The sequence below is a fragment of the Mycobacterium sp. genome (assembly GCF_035640695.1).
GTDB lineage: Bacteria > Actinomycetota > Actinomycetes > Mycobacteriales > Mycobacteriaceae > Mycobacterium.
Genome location: NZ_DASQVQ010000172.1, coordinates 25609 through 46495, shown reverse-complemented (window position 1 = coordinate 46495; position 20887 = coordinate 25609). Strand labels below are relative to the sequence as shown.

The window sequence follows — 20887 nt, the reverse complement described above, 5'->3', positions numbered from 1 at the left end:
CGGCCGCGCGATCATGCAGCCGAGCATCAATACTGTTGAACCAGTGCGTACAACTGAGGCGCGGGCCGCATGGCGGCAGCCTTGGTGGGGCGCGACCGCATGGCGCGCCGGCACAATCGCACTGGCCTCGCTGTCGTTGCTGGGGCTGGGGCTGTTGGCCTGGTACCTGCTGACGGTCAACCACGTGGTGCTCTGGCTGCGCTTCGACAAGGTGCCGACGCCGGGCCAGGTGTGGGCCACCTTGATCGGGCAGCTGACCAGCCGGACCTTCTACTTCGACCTGGGCGCCAGCATGCGCCGCATCCTGCTCGGGTTCGGACTCGCCGCGGTGCTGGGCACCGCGGTCGGGATCGCAGTGGGCCGCTCCACCAGGGTCTCAATGCTGGTGCGCCCGGTCATCGAGGTGTTCCGCCCCATCCCCGCGATCGCGCTGGTGCCCCTCGCCATCCTGCTTTTCCCCACCGGCGAGCAAGGCATCGTGTTCATCACCTTCTTCGCGGCCTTTTTTCCGGTGGCGGTCAGCACAATCCACGCCATGCACGCGCTGCCAACAGTCTGGGAGGAGGCGGCCCGCACCATGGGTGCCGGGCGACGTTCGATCCTGATTCACGTGGTGCTGCCCGGAGCGATGCCGGGCATCTTCGCCGGGCTTTCCGTGGCGATGGGCGTGGCCTGGATCTGCGTGATCAGCGCCGAGATGATCTCCGGTCAATTCGGGATCGGCTACTACACGTGGCAGTCATACGGTTTGCTGGACTACCCCGGCGTGATAGTGGGCATGTTCTCCATCGGAGTGCTCGGCCTCGGCACCGCGTGGCTGGTCGAGCGGGTCGGTCGCCGGATCAATCGGTGGCTGCCGAGGAGCGAACGATGACCACCGGCGCTCGAGTCAGACTGTCAGACCTGCAGCTCGGTTATCGCGGAGTGCCGACCGCGCGGATCGACCTGGAGGTGCAACCGGGCGAGATCGTCGTGCTGCTGGGCCCCTCCGGCTGCGGCAAATCCACGATTTTACGAGCACTGGCGGGCCTGCTCGCACCGACGGGTGGCACCGCCTTGATCGACGGTGAACCGCTGTCGACGTCAAAAGCCAAGTGCGGGATGGTGTTTCAGGAGGACGCCCTGTTGCCGTGGCGATCGGCGTGGCGCAACGTCGAGTATGCGCTGCGGTTGCGCGGTGTCGCCCGGGCGCAGCGCCGCAAGATCGCGCAGGACTGGCTCGAACAGGTTGGCCTGGCCGGGTTCGGCGACCATTTGCCGACCGCGCTTTCCGGCGGTATGAGGCAACGGGTGCAGTTGGCTCGGACGCTGGCCTGTGAGCCGCAGGTGATGCTCATGGACGAGCCCTTCGGAGCTCTCGACGCGCAGACCCGCGCCGAAATGTTGGCGCTGCTGGTCAGCGTTTGGCGCAGACATCAAACAACGATCTTATTCGTCACGCACGATGTGGACGAGGCCGTGCGGATAGCCGACCGGATAGTTCTGCTCAGCCGCCGTCCCGCGACCGTGTCGCAGATCTTCCGCGTCGCAGAACCCAGATGTACCGGCCCGCGGTTCGAACGGCAGCTCACAGACCTCCGTGGCGAGATCCTGGCAAAGCTCACCGAGAAGGGCGAGGTCGCAGACGTTGTGCTGGCCTAAGGTTCGTGAGCCAACCAATAGCCCGAAATTGTTTGGCTAACTACGGTCCGTTAACCGGCACAATGGGCTTGGGCGTCTCTGCGGTGCTGGGTGTGGCCGCCTTCGTCGGAGGGGCCTGTCCGATCGGCATCACGATCGGCGTTGCCTCGGAGTTGTCGCCGCCGGCGCTGCTATTGCCACCGCTTCCGCCGACGCCAACATTCATGGCGTCTTTCGGCGGCCAGTCCACATCTGTCGGTGGCCAGTTTGTCTTCTTGCCGGACGATCCGCCGCTCGCACCGCTGCCGTAATCACCGCCGATACTCGTCACGTCGTTGGTGTTTGTGTTGCTGTTGCTGTTGTCGGCGCTCGCGGTGCCGGCCGGGACACCCGCGACCACGGCCGCGACCACTGCGGCTACCGCCACGCGCCGGGGGCTGGTCATATGTTGAGAATATCTCCGTAGGCGTTGACGCTGTCATTGCCGTTGTCAGTGGTGATTTGCGCGTAGGCGAAGAATCGCACCGACACTGGACCGCCGCACCCGTCGACCTTCACATGGGCGTCATGAACGGTGACTTCGCCGGTGCGGCCCTTCAGCGACATTTTGCCCAACCCCAGCGTGTTGATGTTGCCGGGCAGCAGATTTATCGAAGCGTTCGGGCTGATGTCTGCGTACGGCGACGGGCCGAGCGCGCCGAGCCCGACGGCACCGGAACCGACGTTGAAGCCGATGCCCAGGGTGCCACTGATCCCAACATTGCCGCCTTGGCTCAAGTCGAGCTGACAGCCCAGCTGCACGCCTAACAACAAATTGCCGGAGTTGACCGGGTTTTTCCCGTTGCCATCGATTTTGGCCACCGCCTTCCCGCTCACGAACGCTTCCCTGGTCAATCCCGTGGCGGCCATGTTGGGGACGGAGTTGATGGCCATGTGCGTCAGCGCGGCGCTCAACTTCCACCCATCGTCGGTGTCCGCGGACTGCGTCACATCTGCGACAGGGACGGGATCTGCCGCGGCCACGCCGCAGCAGAACAAGAGCGGAGTAACGACGATGACCATGGTCCGAACGATTCTGCCCACAACACCGCCTCACAGGTGTCCAGTTAGTCGCGGTGATGATAGTGGGCGCCCCTGGGGATTGGCTGGCAGACAAGTTGTTGCTGACAGCGATCTGGTAGCCGGTTGCCAACGTCGCCGCACTCGGCTCGCGTGGTCGACCGCGCCCGATAAGTCACGGCGTGTGGACTCGCTGCGCGATCCATGGCAATGCGTCGGAAAACGCGCGGGCCCCGAACTGCCAGGTGTGATAGCCGGTGTACACGCGCAGGGTGCACGCGATGTTCACCGCCACCGCGGCCGCGCAGAGTTCCGGCAGCGCCCCCTTTTCTCGGAATTGATCCTCGTCACCGTGCCCGCCGAAGCCGACCGGTGCAACCCCGTCAGTTTGGTCGGTATCCCCGGTCAGGACCAGGGTCCATCCGCTCAGACCGGTGTCGGGGCGGCGGGGGAGAGGCGCCGGTCAAGGCGACGGGTTTGGAACTGGTGTCCGCGCTTGTCACAGGTGGTTTCGGCAGCGCTCAGGTTTAGGCGTCCGGCGGCTCGGCCTTCCGGAACAGCGCATCCGCAGAGACGATCGTCGATTTTCCAGCCATGCCAGCCATGTTGCCGCTGACCCCGAACCGTTCACGTTCGACGACGGTGGTAGTGGTGATCCGAATCGAACCGTCGGCGAGGGCCGTGACCGTCGCCTGCATAGGCAGCGGCACCGTTTTGCCTCGGACGGTGAGATCGGCTCGCACATTCACCGCGTCGTGTTGCCCGGGATACACCCCGGTGACCACCACGGTGATGTCCGGATAGTTGTGAGCGTCGAAGAAGTCGCCCGACCGGAGGTGTCTGTCTCGCATGCCAAGCCCTGTGTTCAGTGACGCGGCCTTGATGTTGATGCGCCCCGACACCGACCCGGTGACGGTGATCTCGCCCTCGCCGCTGAACTCGGTGAAGCGACCGTTGACCTTAGCCAGGCCATAGAGGGCGGTGTTCTGGAACGTGAATTCCGAACGGTCGGGCACCAGTTTCCACATGCCGACGTTCCCGTGCTGGCCCAAAAGCTCCGTAACTGCGGGCATTTCCCTCCTCACGCCCGGGGTCGCATCCGCGCGCGCTTCAATCAGCGAGCAGATTGACCAGCTGGCTGAAGACCTTCGGCAACGCCGCGGCAGCCGGGACGATACGTGAGCGCACCGGCGCAAACGCGCTCGCCTGCAGCACCGCCGCGGTCAGCAAACGATAGCGGCGCGACATCTGGCGCCACTGGTGATCGTAATCGCCTGGCGTGCCAGCGACGATACAGTCCACCAGCAGCTCGGCGGCACCGAACGCGATGCCCAGCCCTTCGCCCGTCAGCGCGTCGACGTAACCAGCTGCGTCACCCACCAACAGCACTCGTCCGGCAGTTCGGCTCCGAACCTTTTGGCGCAATGGGCCAGCCGCTCTGTCCGGGCCATGCGGATGACCGTGCACACGATTCTTGAGGGCGGGGAACTCGTCGAGGTGGCTGTCGAACCCACCCTGCCGCGAGGTGAGGATCGCGATACCCACGCAGTCGTCCCCAACCGGCGTCACGTACGCCTCGGCCCCTCGGGCCCAGTGCACCTCGACGTAGTCAGTCCACGGCGAGATCTGCACGTGCCGACGGATACCCCACCTGCGCGGGCCGGCGGATTGCCGCGCCAGGCCAACAGACCGACGGATCGGTGAGTGCAGCCCGTCGGCCGCGGCGAGATACCTGGCCCGTAATTCCCCGAGGCGAACCGACCTCGAATCCTGGGTGATCTCGCCGATGGGCGTCTGAATGAACCGTATGCCGGTCGCTGTGGCTGCTTCGAAAAGTGCTGCATGCAGCCGTGTCCGGCGCATGCCGCACCCGGCCCCCGATCGGAATGGTGCATCGACGTGTCGGTCGGCGTCCAGGTAGCTGATGCCGCGGAAAGACTTGCCCTGCGGCTCAATTCCGAGACGCTGCAATTGTCGGACAGTGCGTGGCATCAATCCTTCACCACACGCCTTGTCGATCGGTCCGCGGCGCTTCTCAACAACGACCACCTCAAGCCCTGCCCCTGCTCCGTGCAGTGCGGTAACGAGCCCCGCCGGGCCGCCGCCTGCAACAAGTAGGTCGATCACGACAGACTCGCCAGGGCAGCGTTCTCGACCTTGATCCGTGTCCGCAGCACCACCGCGTTCAGCGCCGTGAATACCAGGGCGGTAACCCAAGCGGTGTGAACCATCGGCAGCGCCACGCCCTCAACGACTACCGCGACGTAGTTCGGATGCGACACGAACCGGTACGGCCCGTCGGCGACGCGTGTTGCTCCCGGAACGACGACCACTCGGGTGTTCCATTGTCGGCCCAGGGTCGCGATGCACCACCAGCGCATGCCTTGCGCGGCCACCACTATCGCCAACATCGACCAGCCCAGCGCGGGAAGGAACGGGCGGTGTAGCCCGATCGTTTCACCCAGACATCCGGCCAGCAAGCCACCGTGGAGGACGACCATCGCCGGGTAGTGCCGCGCACCGAACTCGACGGCACCGTGGACTCGGCTCCATGTGAGGTTGCGTTTCGCGACAACCAATTCGGCCACTCGCTCCAGAGCGACCGCCACGATCAGGAGCGCATACCAGAACATGACGTCTGTGGTAATCAGTGCCAGCGCATCAGCACGAGCTCTGAACAGAACCCGGGCCCCATCGCCATCATCACCCCTGGGCTTCCACTCGGCGGCCTCTTGGCGATGGTGTCACGCAATACGTGCAATACGGATGCCGACGAGAGGTTGCCGACCTCGCTGAGCGAGCGCCAGGTCAACTCAAGCGCGTCGTCGGGCAGGTCGAGGCTTTCCACGATCGCCTCGATGATCTTGGGACCGCCCGGATGGCTGACCCAGGCACCGACGTCAGCGATGGTGAGATCGTGCGCTGTGAGGAAATCGGTGACGTCGTCTTTCAGATACCGCTCGATTACCGCCGGTAGGTCCGCAGACAGCACGAGCTGTAGTCCGGATGCGCCGATGTCCCAGCCCATCGTGCGAAGGGAATCGGGATAGAGATGGCTGCGCGAATCGAGGATGTCGGGCCCAGCGGCACCGATTTGTTCGGCACGACGCTCGCCGACCGCCACGACCGCTGCTGCCCCGTCGGCGAACAATGCGCTGCCTACGAGGCTGGCCATGTTGGGCTCGGCCCCGGGGTAGGTGAGCGAGCACAGTTCCACCGCTACCAGCGCCGCGACGCCGTCGGCCGCACCGCGCAGGTAATCGTGCAGACGAGCGATCCCCGCGGCCCCCGCGACACAGCCGAGGCCGAAGATGGGCAGCCGGCGCACGTCGTGCCGCAGGCCCAAGCGTCCCGCGATGCGTGCATCCAGCGATGGCACCGCGATGCCTGTGACCGTGGTGGAGATGATGAGGTCGACGTCGCGGGGTTCTAGCCCGGCCTCGTCGAGCGCGCCTGACAACGCCGCGCATCCGAGGTCCACGGCACGTTCGATGAAGAGCGCATTCGCCTCGCCGAAGTCGGTCAGCGCACGGTACTTCTCGAGTGGCAATACCAGGTGACGATTGTCGACCTTGGCGCTCGCATGCAGCTTTCGGAGTATCTCCTCGAAACCCTCGAAACCAGGAAACCCGACGAAGGTGTCGGTGATCTCACTCTGGCTGTAGCGGTGCACTGGCAGTTCGCCACGTACCCCTGCGATAGCACTGACCGGGGCCACGTTGAGGACACGAGAACCTAAGCCGGGCGGTTCAACATTCTTCAAACTTCAACTACCCAGGTCGCCTTGCCGTCGACGGCCATCCGCTGTCCGTCACCGCGGCGGGGATGTCGGTCCGTCCGCCACCGATTCGGTCCGCTCCGAACGTGGCTCCGCATGACCGTCGGCGATTCCCAGACGTCGGTGCAGCCAAAGCAGCGGCTTCGGAGCCCACCAGTTCCACTTCCCCATCACATGCATGAATGCCGGGACCAAGACCAGGCGCACCAGCGTGGCGTCGGCGAGCACGGCCAACGTCAGCCCGAGACCAAACATCCGCATGAATGACACATGGGCGGCCGTCAACGCCGCGAAGGAGATCGACATAATCAGCGCGGCCGCCGTGACCACCCGTCCGGTGCGCCCCACGCCCCGCGCGACGCTCTCGTCGTTGTCCGCGGCGCTCTGCAGCGACGCGAGCCAGAACTCTCGGATCCGGGAGACCAGAAAGACCTCGTAGTCCATGGACAAGCCGAAGGCTATGCAGAACAACAGCACCGGTACGTTGGCAACCAGTGTCCCAGTGGGCGTCGTACCGAGGGCTCCCAGATGACCGTCCTGAAAGATCCACACCATCGCGCCGAACGCTGCAGACAGCGAAAGAACGTTGAGCACCAAAGCTTTCAAGGGAAGTACCACGCTGCCGGTCAGCAGGAAGAGCAGCCCGAGCATGATCACACCGATGAGCCCAAGCACCAGGGGCAGCCGGGTTGTGATGGCGTCAACGCTGTCACGGTTGATTTGGGCCGCACCGGCCATTTGGACCGGCCTGTTGCCAGGGGTGGGGACGGCATGCAGACGGTCGAGCTGAGTGTTTGAACGCTCCGAGAACAGTGGCGCCGTGCTGTCGGCGGTGAGCAAGGTGCTGCCCTGAGCCTGTCCCGTCGCTGCTGACGGCGGTCCTATGCGAGTTCCGGCGACGAACGTGCCCGTAGGCGCGGACACCGCCGAAACGTCGGGCACCCGAGAGAGGTTGGCCGCGTATCGTTCTATCTCGTCAATCGCTGAACCGTTGGTGTCGGTGATGACGATCCGCACCGCGGTCTCGGAGTTATTGACGAAGTCGGTGCGCAACTGGTCGCCCACCTGGTGCGCCGACGCGGATTTCGGCAGCACGCGATCGTCGGGCATACCCCAGTGCACACCAAGGAACGGCGCACCAAGGACGAGCAGCAGCGCAACACCCGCCAATCCGATGGGAATCGCGCGACGCGTGACGAACTTCGTTGACCGGTACCAAAACTCCTGCTCGACAGAACCGCGCACCGGCTCGGGTCGGCCGAGCACACGGCGCGCAAGCCGGCGCACGTCCAGGGCATCCAAGCGGTCGCCCAGCAGCACGATCGCCGCCGGAGCCACCACGACCGCGGCCACGGCGGCGAACGCAACGGTAGCGACACCCGCGTAAGCGAACGACCGCAAGAAGTACATCGGGAACAGGACCAATACCGCCATCGACAACGCGACCGTTGTTGCGGAGAACAACACGGTCCGCCCGGCCGTCACCATGGTTTGAACAAGCGCGTCGTCTCGGCTCGCCCCGTCGGCCAACTCGTCTCGGAAGCGGCTGACAATGAGCAGCGTGTAGTCGATCGCCAGCGCCATGCCCAGCGCGGTGCTCAAGTTGAGCGCGAAGATCGATACGTCGGTGATGAAGGTGAGCACGCGCAGGATTGCCAGCGAGCCCAAAATCGCCATCACGCCAACGGTTATCGGCAACGCCGCCGCAAATAACCCACCGAAAACCCACACCAATACGATGAAGCTGAGGGGCACGGCTATCGCCTCCATCAGCAACAGGTCATGCTGCGATTGCTCGGTCACCTCCAAATTCACCATCGCGGCTCCGCCAGAACGGACGGTAATTCCGTCGCGGTCGTGAGCCACCTGGTCGGACAATGTTTTCGCGTACGTCTGTGCCTTGCTCTCGCCGCCGGTTATGCCGGCGACGATCAGCCCCGACCTCCCATCCCGGCTGACTAGTTCGGCGGCGGCCGGTGGCGGTGCGGTCCATGCCGAGGTGACGCTCCCGACGTGCGGTGACCGGCGCAATTGATCGACGATGTCGGTGCCGGTCGCACGGGCGGCCGAGCTGTCGAATCCGTCCCGCGCGAAGACGACGATGAGCAGCTGGACGTTGCCTTGGCCGAACTTGTCGGCCAGCAATTGCGTCGCCTTGGCTGATTCCGAATTAGGGTCCTGCAATCCGCTCGCGGACAGGTTCTTGGCGACCGGGACGCCGAAGATGGCCACAGCCACCATTGCCAGCGCTGCGACGGCGATGATCCGCCGCGGTGCAGCGAGAGCCAGCCGGGCGATCCATCGCAGCACGTCGCGTCCTTCCGGCTCAGTGCTTGTACAACATTCGAAGAACCTTCCGACGACAAATCACAGGGTGGCGCGCTCCTTGCCGCCATCCCCCGAGGAGTGTTTGCGCGGCCAGGGGAGCCAATAGGGAACGGTCCGCGCGTAGGCGTCAAACGCTGACCCGTAAATACTTCGGTAGCGCGCTTCCTTGAACAGCGGCGCAATAAAACAGTATGAGGTGAAGGCGGTAGCGACGATGAGTTGATCCGGAGTCCACGTTGGGACCGTCCACAGCGTCAATGCGAACGCGACATAGATCGGCTGGCGTGACAGTCGAAAGAGGCCGCGCTCGGGCATCTTCGGATAGGTCGGAACTTTGTTCCGCAACAGCGCGACCCACCCCAGGCTTCCCGTTTGCAACGCAAGGCTTGCGTCGAACATCGCCTTCCCAAGCAACAGCCAAGACGTTGTGTACAGCGCGGTCATAGCAGCAAACGCTGCACCATGTGCCCGCCACCAGACCTCGCCGCTGGGAGACCACAATGCAAAGAGCGCGAGGACTTGCAGCGACGCGACGATGACGTAGGTCGTCGTCGAGAGCGTGGTCCCGGTGCCACCCGGTGCGAGACGAGCGAGCAGGGCTCTTCCTCTTTTGGTGAGCAAGAGCGAATGCACGATCGGAAACTGGGCGAGCAAGACGGCATTGGCGATCCAGCTCCACGGGGCCGCCAGGGTGCCCAGCGATCTGCTCATGCCGAAAAACATTGCGACCATCATTGCCCCCACCCCGAGCGCAAAGCACGCATGGCAGATGATGCCGTAGCAGAGCGCAATCACCGGTCGCGGCACAGGGGAGAGAGTCGGACGGGACTGGCCGCGCCGCGCTACTTTTTGCTGAACGCCTCTGTTGTCTAGCCTCAAACCGCACCGACCCCACACGACAATTTGCCGCACGCTACTTGTGGCGGTGTCACGCGCGCACCGCCACAAGTGTCACACTGCCGTGTCTCGACGACAATCTAACGAGACCGGCGCGCTCGACGTTCAATACGGCAGGCGACGTAGCTTTGACACATGGAGCTCAGGCAACGCCTGCCGATGCTGCTGAGGTGGTCGGTCTGGCGAATGGCGATCGGCGTTCGCAATATCACCAAGACCGGCCAGCTGGGCGACGGACGGGAAGCCGCGGCCGCCGACTACGTGGTGACCCATGCCCGGCGCCGTGACGTCGACGACGTGGTGGCAACGATGGACAAATTCGCCTACGAGAAGTCGTTTCTGGTCAACGTTGGCGACGAAAAGGGCGAGTTGCTCGACGCGTCCGTCCGAAGGGCCAATCCGCGGGTGGCACTGGAGTTGGGCACCTACTGTGGCTACGGCGCGCTTCGGATTGCTCGAGCGGCCCCGTTGGCGAAAGTGGTCTCGGTGGAGTTGTCCGCTGCCAACGCCGACATCGCTCGGCGCATCTGGTCCCACGCGGGCGTCGATGACCGCGTCAGCTGCGTCGTAGGGACGGTCGGTGACCGCGGCCGCACACTGGACGTGCTCGGCACCGAGCACGGTTTTGCCGCCGGTGTTCTGGACTTTTTGTTTATCGACCACGACAAGCACGCCTACCTGCCGGATCTCCGCAGCATCGTGGAACGGGGGTGGCTGCATCCGGGCTCGATCGTCGTCGCCGACAACGTCAGGTTTCCCGGCTCGCCGAAGTACCGCGCGTTCATGCGAGAACAGCAGGGTAAGCGTTGGAAGACAACGGAGCACAAGACCCACGTCGAATACCAGCCGCTGGTGCCAGACCTTGTACTCGAATCCGAGTACATGGGATAGCGCAGAGGCCCCGCATCGGCACGCCGATCGATGGGGGTAAGGCCAACCGAAGTCGCCGCGGGCCGAAACGTGCTCGCACCGGCACAGACTCCATTGCCTGCGCACCCGCGCTCGGGGAGCGATGATGACAATGGCGTGGAGATCGAGAAGTTCCCGGGCGGGCGCGCGGTGAGGCTGCGCGAACTGGACACGAACCCGCACCCAGTGCTGGCACGGCTGCGGGCGACCGAGCCGGTGTCATGGCTTCCCGTGCTGGGCGGGTGGCTGGTCACCCGCTACGACCTCGCGGTGCGGGTGATGCGCGACGCCGTCACCTTCACCGTGGACGATCCCCGGTTCTCCACCTCCCGGGTGGTGGGCCCGAGCATGCTCTCGCTCGACGGCGCGGACCACGCCCACCATCGCGAACCGTTCGCGCACCCGTTCCGCCCAACCCGAGTGCGGCAACAGTTCACCGGCTTCATCGAGACAGAGACGGATCGGTTGATCTCCGCGATCCAACCGGCCGGCAGGGCCGAGCTACGGCGCGAGTTCGCCGGACCGCTCGCGGTCGCGGTGGTCACCAACGCGCTCGGGCTGCGTGACATCAACACCGACACAGTGTTGTCCTGGTATGCGGCGATCGTGACAGCGGTGTCCGAGGTGACCGCGGGGCGGCCGGTCACCACCGCCGGCGCAGACGCGTTCGGCCAGCTGCGGTCCGCTGTGCTGCGCACCATCGGCCGTACCGACGAACCATCGCCGCTGTCGGAAGCGGCGCGGGCGCCGGAAGGGCTGAGCCAAGATGAGGTTGTATCCAACGCCGCGGTGCTGATGTTCGGCGGTATCGACACCACCGAGGGCATGATCGTCAATGCGGTCCGGCACCTGCACGCCGTCCCCGAGGCGCTCGCGCTTGTCCGCTGTGACGCGGACCTGTTGTCGAACGCCATCGAGGAGTCGATCCGGTTGGAGCCGGCCGCGGCGGTTGTCGACCGATACGCCACCCGCGATGTCGAGCTTGGGGGTGCGCGGATTCAGTGCGGCGACTTGGTCAGCGTGTCGATCGCCGGCGCCAACCGGGATCCGGCCGTGTTCACCGACCCCGATCGGTTCAACGTCCACCGCGCCAACGCCAGGGTTAACCTCGCCTTCGCGCTTGGGCCGCACTTCTGCATCGGTGCCCACCTCGCCAGGACCGAGACGACGATAGCTCTCGGTCGACTCCTTGACCGACTGCCCGGGCTGCGGCTCGACCCCGACCACCCGAACGCGCCTCAAGGCCTCGTGTTCCGCAAACCGCCGAGTCTGCACGTGCGTTGGACTGCCTAGCCTGGTTTCGAAATCTAAAGCCGCTGTGCAGCCCGGCGATTCGCACCATGCACAACTGGTAACCCCTCTGTTCCAAGGACATCCGCCTAGCGGAAAACGGCAACCGGGACAGACGCAGGGATGCGGTCTTGACTATGCGAGATAGGATGTTGACGCGTGGCAGTCGGTAGACGAGATAACACCTGCACTGTCGCAAAGGGCATGGCATCGGCCGGATTTCAAGCCGGGGGCTGACCAAGTCCATACCCGCAAGCAGCTTCGGATCGCTGACGCGGTTCCGAGCAAACGTCGCTGAAACGAGAAGTTGCATAAGGGGGCCGCATGAGGAATGTAAGGGCAATCGCGACAGCAGTTACCATCGCCGGCACCCTGGGCTTCGCCGCCCTCGGGCTCGGGCCGAGCGTCGCCAACGCCGCGCCACCGTTGCCGGACACGCCGGGGATACCGTGGCAACAAGACGGCCACGGCCACGGGCATTGGCACGGAGACGACTGGGGCGGAGACGGCGGAGGTTGGGGCGGAGACTGGGGTGGCGGGCCCGGCTGGGGCTGGGGCGGCGTGCCCGGGCCATTCGGCTGCATCGGCGGTCCCGTCGGTCCGGCTTGGGCGGTCGGCTGCGTCTAGCCGGCCAGGGGTCGTGAGCTCAGGCGTGTAGCGGGCTACGCGTCTGAGCCCCGCGCGTGGTCGGCCGGCGGCTGACCTCCGCAGGCGCCAGCACGGTGCGTTTGGACCACCACGCGGTGGTGGCAAAGCGTCTCCGCTGGGAGCGTCCGGCTTCGGTCGCCGAATTTCCGGCTAGCCGGAGTCTTTGACTACCAGCTAGCGGGAAACGCGCACCGAGTGCAGCCATCGGCCGTGGTCGGCGGCCGGTTGTCGCGCGCTGAACGCACCACGCTTGTCTTGCCCGGTCTGTCTCACATTGCAGGTGCACACGTGCGGTGATACGCCGGTTGTGTGTCGGGGCGCGGCCGTATCCACACCGATGGCGGTCGATCCCAGCGTATTGTCGGGCGGCTGCTGGCGCTGTCGGTCCGCTCGACGGCTCCGCCGCTCTGGCTGGGCGGCGTGCTCGCCACGGCCATAATCGGCGCCGAGACCGTCGTGGTCGTTCTGCTCAAACAAGTCACCTCGATGGACGAGTACGGCGTGATCTACCTGGTGGGCGTGCTACTGGTCGCCACGGTGTGCGGGTTCGCGTTGGCGGCCATCACCGCGATTGTCAGCGCGTCCACATACGGATATTTCCGTCACTGGCCCACCGGGAGTTTCGACATCACCGACGGGCAGAACTGGGCTGTGATTGTTGTGTTCCTCGTTGCGGCGTTACTGGTCAACGCGGTGGCCAACTTCGCACGATCACGCGCCGTCGAGGCGGATCAACGCCGTCGGGAAGCCGACGTGGCCGCCGAGTTGGCCCGGACAATGCTGCGCGCCGGCGACTTGCGTTCCGCAATGGATGGCGCCGCCCAACGGTTGGTCGAGGCGCTCGAGCTCCCGTGGGCGGCAATCGTGCCCGACGCGGTCCCATCAGACGATCATCGTCGCGCGATCCTGCTAACCGATGGCGCCGCCGTGCTGGGGACGCTGCTCGTTCCCCCGCGGCTCCCCAAGCCCATGCAGCGGCGCCTGGAAGAACGGGTGGTGCCCGCTCTGCAAACACTGCTCGCTGGTGAACGGGTACTCGCGGCGACGAACCGCGCGCTGGATGAGAGTCGCGACCAGCTGGAGCGGTTCAACGAACTGTCATCTGACCTGCTGGGTATCGGCTATCTATGCCAGCGAGATGCGAGTTCTCCCAACCGAAATGATCACCGCGCCTATTGGCAACGGATCAACGGAGCTTTCGAGCGGACGTTCGGTTATCCGAGCCAGGAGTTGCTCTCGCGGCCGTTTGTCGAGTTCGTCCATCCAGACGATGTGGATCTGGTGCGGGGCGTACTCGACGAGCTCGAGCATCGTAATGGTCCAATGCAGTTCGAGCACCGTTGTATCAGCCGTGACGGCTCAGTGGTATGGGTCGAGTGGAACGTCGTCCCGAATCGCGGCCTGCTGTACGTGGCCGGTCGGGACGTGACTGAGCGCAGGCGTGCGCAGGATCGGCTACATGAGGCGCACAAGCAGGTCGAATTGAGTCGTGACGCGCTCGGTGTGCTCGCGAGCCAGCAGTCGGCGTTGCGGCGCGTCGCGACCTTGGTAGCGCGGGGGGCGGCTCCGTCGGAGGTCTTCTCGGCAGTCGCGACGGAATTAGCGCGATGCCTCGCTGTTCCGTACGCGGCGTTGTGGCGCTACGAGGCGGACGGCAGCGCGTTGCGGCTGGCGGCCGAGGAGCCGGGGCTCACGAAAACGCCCGACTCTCAACGCTTTATCCTTGACGGCAACAATGTTTGCAAATCGATATTGAGCACCGGCCGCCCCGCCCGGATGGACGATTACCAGGATGCAGCCGGCGCCGTCGCTGCGCACATGCGTGCAACGGGTGTCCGTTCCGCGGTGGGGGCTCCGATCGTGGTGGATGGCCATGTGTGGGGCGCGGTCGCCGTCGGCTCGCTAGAACCCGAGCCTATGCCGCGCGACACCGAGGCGCGCGTCTCGGACTTCGCCGACCTGGTCGCCACTGCCCTGGCCAACGCCCAGGGCCGCGCGGATTTGGCCGCATCTCGCGCCCGCATCGTGACGGCCGCTGACGACGCGCGGCGCCGTCTTGAGCGCGATCTGCACGACGGTGCCCAACAGAGGCTCGTGTCGGTGGGACTGAAACTGCGCGTAATACAGGATTCTGTGCCATCGGAGCTGGGCGCGCTGCAGCACCAGATTTCCAGTGTCATCGGCGACGTGGACGCCGTTACCGCCGATCTGCGCGAGATCTCACGGGGTATTCATCCGGCGATTTTGTCGCAGGGCGGTCTTGGCCCGGCGCTGAAGATGCTCGCGCGGCGCTCAACGGTGCCGGTCAGCCTCGACGTGCGAGTCGGCCGACGGCTGCCCGACCATGCAGAGGTCGCCGCGTATTACGTTGTGGCAGAGGCACTCACCAACGTAGCAAAGCATGCCAGGGCGTCCGAGGTGAAGGTTGCCGCGACAGTGGACGATGCAAGCCTCGACATCGAGATATGCGACGACGGCGTCGGGGGAGCAACTCCTGGTAAAGGCTCTGGTCTGATCGGCTTGGTGGACCGCGTCGAGGCGCTGGGAGGGCACCTGCAGATGCGGAGTCGGACCGGTGAAGGCACCACAATTCTGGTCGCGATTCCCTGTTCCGGAACCTGACTGCCGGTACCGTTGATGCGCTTCGGCGAGCGACAGGTTTAACAAGCCTCTCGGTGTTTCTGATGCGGCGCAACGCCTTTCGCATGCACGTGGATAGTCGGTGTTACGTGTAGCTGGGCACGCTTACGGTCGGCGACCTCTCGTGTCTCCCGTGGACTCAAAAGTGCTGCATCGCTTTCTTCATGATGGCGGCAGCATCTCTTCGCCATACAGCGCGGTGAAGAGCGGAAGTGTCCGGGTAGCCATCTCCGCGGGTGCGTGCGGGCAGCCACGCTGAAGCCAGTCGATGGCCACGCCGACAAAGCCGGCGGCGGCGAATGCCGCCGTCACGTCCTGGGGAATGTCCGAGGCGGCCAACGTCACGTGATCACAGGAATCAGCCTGATGGGTGCCGAGGTAGATGGCAGCAGTGGTCAACCGGCGGATGTGGTCGATGATGCGCGCGCTGCCCTGTGGTCCCAGCACGCTGCGGTAGAGGTTGGCGTGCTCGGCGAAGTGGGCGAAGAAATCTTGCAATGCCTCGATCGGGCCGGGCTGCGGCCCGCTGAACCGCTGGCCTGGCGAGGGCAAGGAGGCGACCATGTCGTCGATCATCGCGGTGCACGCCGCTTCGGCCAGCTCGTGCACGTCCCGGTAGTGGTCATAGAACGTTGAGCGGCTGACTTCGGCGCGCTCCGCGACGTCGGCGACGCTGATCCGCGGCAGGTCCTGGTGGTCGACGAGTTCGATGAGGGCGCGTTGCAGGGCCGCGTGAGTTCGTCGCACGCGGCGATCACCCGACGGCGCCTTGCTGACGTTACTTGTGACCACGGTCTCACCTTCCCGACGTGTGTTCGTTGCCCGACAGTTGCATCGAATCCTACATCTGTTTAGTTACCTACATGTGAAGGATAACTTCGATGCTGGCCGTAAGGCCGGTGGGGCGCGGCGCGCACACGGGCGCGGCCGCGGGATTCGGAAGGAATGCCAATGAGGAGATGTCTTGGCGCATTGGCGATCGCCGGCGCGATCTTCGGGTGCGGGATCGGGCTCGCAGGACCGGCGAGCGCGGATCCGGTCTGCGGCGGTGCGGTCGTTTTGGGCAACGGCGGGGGTCGCTGTGACTCCCCAGCAGGACCCGATGGGGCTTCACCCGCTGCGACACCGTCTACGTTCTCGGCTTTGGCGGCACGAATTGCTACCCGGTATATCCGCCGGCGCCCTAACGGGGATGCGCGCCTCCCGGGGCGCGTCCTTGGATCCGTTAGTTCGTTTGTCCACTGGATAAGAGAAGGAAGAAACGCAAAATGAGAAAACTAGCCATTGCCCTTTCTGCAGGCATCGGGTTGGCCGCGGCAACTGTCGGGTTAGCTGCGCCCGCCATGGCATCGACATCCGCGCTCACTTCGGCACCCGCCGTCGTTAGCTCGCTCGGCGCCACCACCTACAAGCCCATCCCTAACCGGGTGGACACCCACGTGCTCACGGTGAACACCACTGTGCTGCCCCAATGCTCGGTACACGTGAACTACAACGGGGCAGACGTCAACGTCAATTGGTGCTGATCGACGACCGAGCGCGGCGCTCGGCGACGGCCGGCCCGTCGCCGTCCATCGATCGACACCCCGGCACGGGTGACCAGCTTGCTGGGCCGGGTCATGATCGCTGGGCTTCGTGCGCGTGGTCGAGGCGCATGCGCAGCAGCGCCGCGTTGCGGATCAGGCCGTTGGGCGGCGCGGTCGTTCCTCCAACGAAGTGACGAAAACCTTGCCGCCATCAGGCGAACGAGCGAATACGCAGATCGCGATCCGCCTGTTCGCCGCCGGCGTGCCAACCGGTCAGTCGTTGATGTCCGGCACGGCGATCAAGGCACGCTCTGCGTGCTCAGCCATCCAGTTCACCAGTCGAAATAGCACACTGTGCACGGTGGTTCTCCAATCCAGCCAGTTTCGTTGATGATTCCCGCACCGCAGCCAGCGCGACGGCAGTTAAAACGTTGACCGCAAACTCAACGATCCCGCTCCGACCTCAGAAAGTCGTCGTGGCTACCCCGCCAACGGCATTGCGGGTAGCTGCAGTTTGTGTGTACCTGCCAGCGGTAGGAGCCGCACCACCCGCGCTGGGCAGCATGGGTGGTCGCGCTCAAGTCCGGCGCGGCCGCCGACGCTGTCCGCGGGTCAGCACCAATACACGTCGACATCGGATGGGCGCGGCGCACTGACGGTGGCGACGCTTTGGCCGGTGGCGGCGGCCAGCGTGCCCACGTCGCGGTCGCAGTGCGCTAGCTCCCAGAGCAGGTGCAGCCGTACCGTGGCCGACAACGGGGCGAATGTGGCTGCGGCGTCCTGCAGCTACGGCCTGGCCGCGCAGCTGGTCAAGCGACGATACCTGCGACATCACCAAAGCTGGCTTCAACCCGAAACCCCGGGTCGGGACAACATCAAACATTGTGGCGGTGGCCCAGTCCACGGCGCAGTGGCTGAGGAGGTAAGGGCACGTGAGCAAGACAGAGACGACGCCCGCGGGCGCCGGCGCCGGACGCCCGGTGATTCATCTGTCGCAGTTGTTGCGCGCGCCGGTGCTGACTCGATCCGGCGATGTGGTGGGCCGCGTCGAAGACGTGATCGTGCGGCTACGCGGCGCCGACGAGTATCCGTTGGTGACCGGCATCGTTGCCGGAGTGGGTGGTCGACGTGTCTTTGTCGGCAGCGGAGCCATCCAGGAATTCGCCCCCGACCGGGTGGTTTTGACGCAGAACAAGATCGATTTGCGCGCCTTCGAACGCCGCGAGGGCGAGGTGCTGCTGCGCGCCGATGTGTTGGGGCACCGAGTGATCGACGTGGCCGCCGTTGAACTGGTACGCGCCTACGACGTGGAACTCGAAGACACCGGCGCGGGTTGGGTGCTGGCACGGCTGGACACCCGCCGGCCCCCGCGGCTCTTCGGATTGATCAGGCGATCGGGCGGGCCGGCGGCGCGAGACTGGAAGGCCTTCGAACCGTTGATCGGCCACGCGCGCTCGCGGGCGGTGCGGCGCCTGTCGGGCCGGGTGGGTGCATTCAAACCCGCCCAGATCGCCGATCTGCTCGAAGACGCTGACAAGGCCGAGGGCGGCGAAATCCTCGACGAGGTACACAGCGACCCCGAGCTCGAGGCCGACGTGTTCGAAGAACTCGACCCCGACAAGGCGAGTCGGCTCCTCAACGACATGCCCGACGCAAAGGTCGCCGCGCTGCTCGCCCGGATGCGCGCCGACGACGCCGCCGACGCGATCACCGACCTGCGTCAATCGCGCCGGCGACGGGTGCTGGAGTTGATGCCTGCCCCGCAGCGCACCAAGGTGATCACACTGATGGGGTTCAATCCCGACAGCGCCGGCGGGCTAATGAACGTCGACTTCGTTTCGTGCGCACCCACGGCCACCGCGCGCGAAGCGCTGGCAGTGATCGCCGGCGCCACCTCGGTGCAGCCTGAAGCATTGCTGAAAGTGCACGTTCTCGATGACGACAAGCGACTGGCCGGGGTGGTGTCGGTGATCGCGCTGCTTCAGGCAGACCCCGCTGAAACCGTTGTGTCGCTGATGGATTCCGACCCGGTGCGGGTAACCGCGGACGCCGACCTCACCGACATCGCGCTGCTGATGGCCGACTACAACCTGTATGCCATCCCCGTGGTTGATGACGATGATCGGGTGCTCGGAGTAGTCACCGTCGACGACGTGCTGGAGGCCATCATCCCGGAGGATTGGCGCCGCCGCGAACCAGCCCCACGCCCGATCCGCCAGCGCATCGAACCCGACGATGAGGCCAAAGGCGAAGCGCGGTGACCACGGGCCGCGACAACCCCGACCGCGCCGACGCGCCGGCCACTCGGGGCCGCCACGCCGTGCCGGCCACGCAGCGCACCGCAGTGCTCGACACCGCACACCTGGGTGACATCGAGGGTGCGTTCGGCCGCATCAGCATCAGCGAGAGCGAGCGGGCCCGCACGCTCAAGACCCGGTTCTTGACCCTGTTGGTCATCGTCGGGCCCGGCATCATCGTGATGGTCGGCGACAACGACGCGGGCGGGGTGGCCACCTACGCACAAGCCGGCCAGAACTACGGCTATTCGCTGCTGTGGGTGCTGCTACTGCTGATCCCGGTGCTGATCGTGAACCAGGAGATGGTGGTCCGGTTGGGCGCGGTCACCGGGGTCGGCCATGCCCGCCTGATCAACGAACGCTTCGGCCGCGGCTGGGGCTGGTTCTCCGTCGGCGACCTGTTCCTACTGAACTTCCTGACCATTACCACCGAGTTCATCGGCATCACCCTGGCCGCCGACTACATCGGCATCTCGAAATACATTGTGGTGCCGGTTTCGGCGGTGGCGTTGATCCTTATCACCGCCAGCGGCAGCTTCCGCCGCTGGGAGCGAGCCATGTTCGTGTTCATCGCCATCACCCTGCTGCAGATCCCGATGCTGGTGCTGGCCCACCCCCAGTGGGGTCAGGTGGCGAAATCGTTTGTAGTGCCAACGATCTCGGGAGGGGTGACCTCCGATGCGGTGCTGCTGATCATCGCAATCGTGGGCACCACGGTGGCGCCGTGGCAGTTGTTCTTCCAGCAATCCAACGTCGTCGACAAGCGCATCACCCCCCGCTTCATCGGATACGAACGCGCAGACACGGTGCTGGGCGCGTTCGTCGTGGTCGCCGGTGCGGCCGCAATCGTTATCACCGGGGATTGGGCGGCCCGCTCCACCGACACATTCGGCGGTTTCACCGACGCCGGCGGCGTGGCGCACCTGCTGGCCCGACACAGCACCGTGCTCGGCTCGCTGTTTGCGATCGTGCTGCTCGACGCCTCCATCATTGGCGCGGCCGCGGTCACCCTGGCCACCAGCTATGCCTTCGGCGACGTATTCGGCCTCAAACATTCGCTGCACCGCGGCTTTTCCGACGCCAAACAGTTCTACCTGTCCTACGCCGCAATGGTGGCGTTGGCCGCGGCGATCGTGCTCATCCCCGGCGCACCGTTGGGGTTGATCACGACCGCCGTGCAGGCCCTGGCCGGGCTGCTGCTGCCCAGCGCCAGCGTGTTTCTCCTGCTGCTGTGCAACGACCGGGAAGTATTGGGGCCCTGGGTGAATCGACCCTGGCTCAACTGGGTCGCTGGCCTGATCGTCGGCACGCTGCTGCTGCTATCGGGCATCCTGATGGCCACCACGTTGTTCCGCGACCTCAACGTCGTCGCGGTCGCCGGCTACCTCGCCGGGGCTCTCGTCGTGCTTGCCGCGGGCACAGGTCTGCTGTTGCTGTGGCGGGGCCGGCGCCGTGCCACACCGACAACACCACAACCCCCGGCACGTCCCATTGATCGCACGGCGTGGCGGATGCCGCCGTTGACCTTGCTGCAGCCGGTCACCTGGTCACCGGGCACCCGGCTCGGGATGATCGCGCTGCGCGGCTATCTGATCTGTGGCGCGCTGCTGCTGGTGGTCAAGGCCGTCCAGGTCAGCCGCGGATAGCTGTACCGACCGCGACCGCGGGAAGCGGCCGCTCAGGCGCCGTTCAGCAGTCCGCGCTCGATGACGTCCACAGTTGGCTAAGCGAGAATTCGATGCCTGCCACATGCCGGCGTGCGACCACAGCGCGAACCGCTGGCTAATACTTCGTCATTCGTCGATGAACTGGCCTAGCTGGGAGGACACTGTCAGACCGTGGGGGCTACACCGTGGCTCCGCACACCCACTAGTTCGGCGAGGTGCTAGGAGGAC

General features: G+C 65.3%; 20 protein-coding genes and 1 pseudogene. 11 read left to right on the top strand and 10 right to left on the bottom strand.

Annotated elements, in window-relative coordinates:
- Positions 1-43 precede the first annotated feature (43 nt).
- Both VE759_RS20535 and VE759_RS20530 read left to right on the top strand, forming a co-directional pair.
- A complete protein-coding gene (locus tag VE759_RS20535; protein ID WP_324935848.1) occupies positions 44-874 on the top strand; it encodes an ABC transporter permease in 831 nt (276 codons plus the stop codon).
- Positions 871-1641 carry an ABC transporter ATP-binding protein gene (locus VE759_RS20530; RefSeq protein ID WP_324935847.1) on the top strand — a complete coding sequence of 257 codons (771 nt, stop codon included), beginning with the start codon at positions 871-873 and terminating at the stop codon, positions 1639-1641. Before VE759_RS20535 ends, VE759_RS20530 begins: the two co-directional genes overlap by 4 nt.
- Positions 1642-1681: 40 nt before the next feature.
- On the opposite strand, the gene VE759_RS20525 is transcribed toward VE759_RS20530, so the two are convergent.
- The 8 genes from VE759_RS20525 to VE759_RS20490 form a co-directional block, all read right to left on the bottom strand.
- Positions 1682-2065, bottom strand: a complete 384-nt coding sequence (locus VE759_RS20525; RefSeq protein WP_324935846.1) for a hypothetical protein — start codon at positions 2063-2065, stop codon at positions 1682-1684.
- Positions 2062-2682 carry an MspA family porin gene (locus VE759_RS20520; protein WP_324935845.1) on the bottom strand — a complete coding sequence of 207 codons (621 nt, stop codon included), beginning with the start codon at positions 2680-2682 and terminating at the stop codon, positions 2062-2064. The genes VE759_RS20525 and VE759_RS20520 overlap by 4 nt, the downstream gene beginning before the upstream one ends.
- Before the next feature lie 524 nt (positions 2683-3206).
- The gene (locus VE759_RS20515; RefSeq protein WP_324935844.1) at positions 3207-3752 is read right to left on the bottom strand and encodes a YceI family protein; all 546 of its coding nucleotides are present in this window, start codon (positions 3750-3752) and stop codon (positions 3207-3209) included.
- Positions 3753-3789: 37 nt separating this feature from the next.
- The gene (locus tag VE759_RS20510; protein WP_324935843.1) at positions 3790-4806 is read right to left on the bottom strand and encodes an NAD(P)/FAD-dependent oxidoreductase; all 1017 of its coding nucleotides are present in this window, start codon (positions 4804-4806) and stop codon (positions 3790-3792) included.
- Positions 4803-5312 (bottom strand): isoprenylcysteine carboxyl methyltransferase family protein, encoded by a 510-nt coding sequence (locus tag VE759_RS20505; protein ID WP_324935842.1) that lies wholly within the window; start codon positions 5310-5312, stop codon positions 4803-4805. The genes VE759_RS20510 and VE759_RS20505 overlap by 4 nt, the downstream gene beginning before the upstream one ends.
- A gap of 14 nt (positions 5313-5326) precedes the next feature.
- Positions 5327-6397, bottom strand: coding sequence for a type III polyketide synthase (locus VE759_RS20500; RefSeq protein ID WP_324935840.1), 1071 nt, complete (start codon positions 6395-6397; stop codon positions 5327-5329).
- Between the two features lie 93 nt (positions 6398-6490).
- Complete coding sequence (locus tag VE759_RS20495) at positions 6491-8767, bottom strand: MMPL family transporter (protein WP_324935838.1); 2277 nt, start codon at positions 8765-8767, stop codon at positions 6491-6493.
- A 57-nt stretch (positions 8768-8824) separates the two neighbouring features.
- Entirely contained in the window at positions 8825-9592 is a 768-nt protein-coding gene (locus VE759_RS20490; protein WP_324935836.1) for an isoprenylcysteine carboxylmethyltransferase family protein, read from the bottom strand.
- A gap of 225 nt (positions 9593-9817) precedes the next feature.
- Here VE759_RS20490 and VE759_RS20485 point away from each other — a divergent pair, with 225 nt between their 5' ends.
- The 4 genes from VE759_RS20485 to VE759_RS20470 all read left to right on the top strand — a co-directional run bounded on the left by VE759_RS20485 (position 9818) and on the right by VE759_RS20470 (position 15151).
- Positions 9818-10573, top strand: a complete 756-nt coding sequence (locus VE759_RS20485; RefSeq protein WP_324935834.1) for an O-methyltransferase — start codon at positions 9818-9820, stop codon at positions 10571-10573.
- Between the two features lie 135 nt (positions 10574-10708).
- Positions 10709-11884, top strand: a complete 1176-nt coding sequence (locus VE759_RS20480; protein WP_324935833.1) for a cytochrome P450 — start codon at positions 10709-10711, stop codon at positions 11882-11884.
- 321 nt (positions 11885-12205) lie between these two features.
- A complete protein-coding gene (locus VE759_RS20475; protein WP_324935831.1) occupies positions 12206-12508 on the top strand; it encodes a hypothetical protein in 303 nt (100 codons plus the stop codon).
- Between the two features lie 330 nt (positions 12509-12838).
- Positions 12839-15151, top strand: coding sequence for a GAF domain-containing protein (locus VE759_RS20470; protein ID WP_324935829.1), 2313 nt, complete (start codon positions 12839-12841; stop codon positions 15149-15151).
- A gap of 180 nt (positions 15152-15331) precedes the next feature.
- Here the strand turns inward: VE759_RS20470 and VE759_RS20465 are convergent, their stop codons facing one another.
- The gene (locus tag VE759_RS20465) at positions 15332-15961 is read right to left on the bottom strand and encodes a TetR/AcrR family transcriptional regulator (protein WP_324935827.1); all 630 of its coding nucleotides are present in this window, start codon (positions 15959-15961) and stop codon (positions 15332-15334) included.
- Between the two features lie 159 nt (positions 15962-16120).
- Here VE759_RS20465 and VE759_RS20460 point away from each other — a divergent pair.
- The 3 genes and pseudogenes from VE759_RS20460 (at position 16121) to VE759_RS20450 (ending at position 17086) form a co-directional block, all read left to right on the top strand.
- Positions 16121-16356: pseudogene (locus VE759_RS20460) on the top strand (CDGP domain-containing protein).
- A 156-nt stretch (positions 16357-16512) separates the two neighbouring features.
- Positions 16513-16695, top strand: a complete 183-nt coding sequence (locus VE759_RS20455; RefSeq protein ID WP_324935825.1) for a hypothetical protein — start codon at positions 16513-16515, stop codon at positions 16693-16695.
- Between the two features lie 109 nt (positions 16696-16804).
- On the top strand, positions 16805-17086 hold the full coding sequence (locus VE759_RS20450) for a hypothetical protein (protein WP_324935823.1): 282 nt from the start codon (positions 16805-16807) through the stop codon (positions 17084-17086).
- Between the two features lie 221 nt (positions 17087-17307).
- Here the strand turns inward: VE759_RS20450 and VE759_RS20445 are convergent, their stop codons facing one another.
- Complete coding sequence (locus tag VE759_RS20445; protein WP_324935821.1) at positions 17308-17451, bottom strand: hypothetical protein; 144 nt, start codon at positions 17449-17451, stop codon at positions 17308-17310.
- 227 nt (positions 17452-17678) lie between these two features.
- On the opposite strand from VE759_RS20445, the gene VE759_RS20440 reads away from it, so the two are divergent.
- Together VE759_RS20440 and VE759_RS20435 are read left to right on the top strand one after the other, a co-directional pair.
- Positions 17679-18956, top strand: coding sequence for a magnesium transporter MgtE N-terminal domain-containing protein (locus tag VE759_RS20440; protein WP_324935872.1), 1278 nt, complete (start codon positions 17679-17681; stop codon positions 18954-18956).
- Entirely contained in the window at positions 18953-20638 is a 1686-nt protein-coding gene (locus tag VE759_RS20435; protein ID WP_414687967.1) for an Nramp family divalent metal transporter, read from the top strand. The genes VE759_RS20440 and VE759_RS20435 overlap by 4 nt, the downstream gene beginning before the upstream one ends.
- The last annotated feature ends 249 nt before the right edge of the window (positions 20639-20887 follow it).

Bases quoted from the DNA above. Each gene is read 5' to 3' on its own strand.
- VE759_RS20530 (WP_324935847.1), top strand. From the start codon at position 871: ATGACCACCGGCGCTCGAGTCAGACTGTCAGACCTGCAGCTCGGTTAT.
- VE759_RS20525 (WP_324935846.1), bottom strand. From the start codon at position 2,065: ATGACCAGCCCCCGGCGCGTGGCGGTAGCCGCAGTGGTCGCGGCCGTG.
- VE759_RS20520 (WP_324935845.1), bottom strand. From the start codon at position 2,682: ATGGTCATCGTCGTTACTCCGCTCTTGTTCTGCTGCGGCGTGGCCGCG.
- VE759_RS20515 (WP_324935844.1), bottom strand. From the start codon at position 3,752: ATGCCCGCAGTTACGGAGCTTTTGGGCCAGCACGGGAACGTCGGCATG.
- VE759_RS20505 (WP_324935842.1), bottom strand. From the start codon at position 5,312: ATGTTCTGGTATGCGCTCCTGATCGTGGCGGTCGCTCTGGAGCGAGTG.
- VE759_RS20485 (WP_324935834.1), top strand. From the start codon at position 9,818: ATGGAGCTCAGGCAACGCCTGCCGATGCTGCTGAGGTGGTCGGTCTGG.
- VE759_RS20475 (WP_324935831.1), top strand. From the start codon at position 12,206: ATGAGGAATGTAAGGGCAATCGCGACAGCAGTTACCATCGCCGGCACC.
- VE759_RS20455 (WP_324935825.1), top strand. From the start codon at position 16,513: ATGGCATCGACATCCGCGCTCACTTCGGCACCCGCCGTCGTTAGCTCG.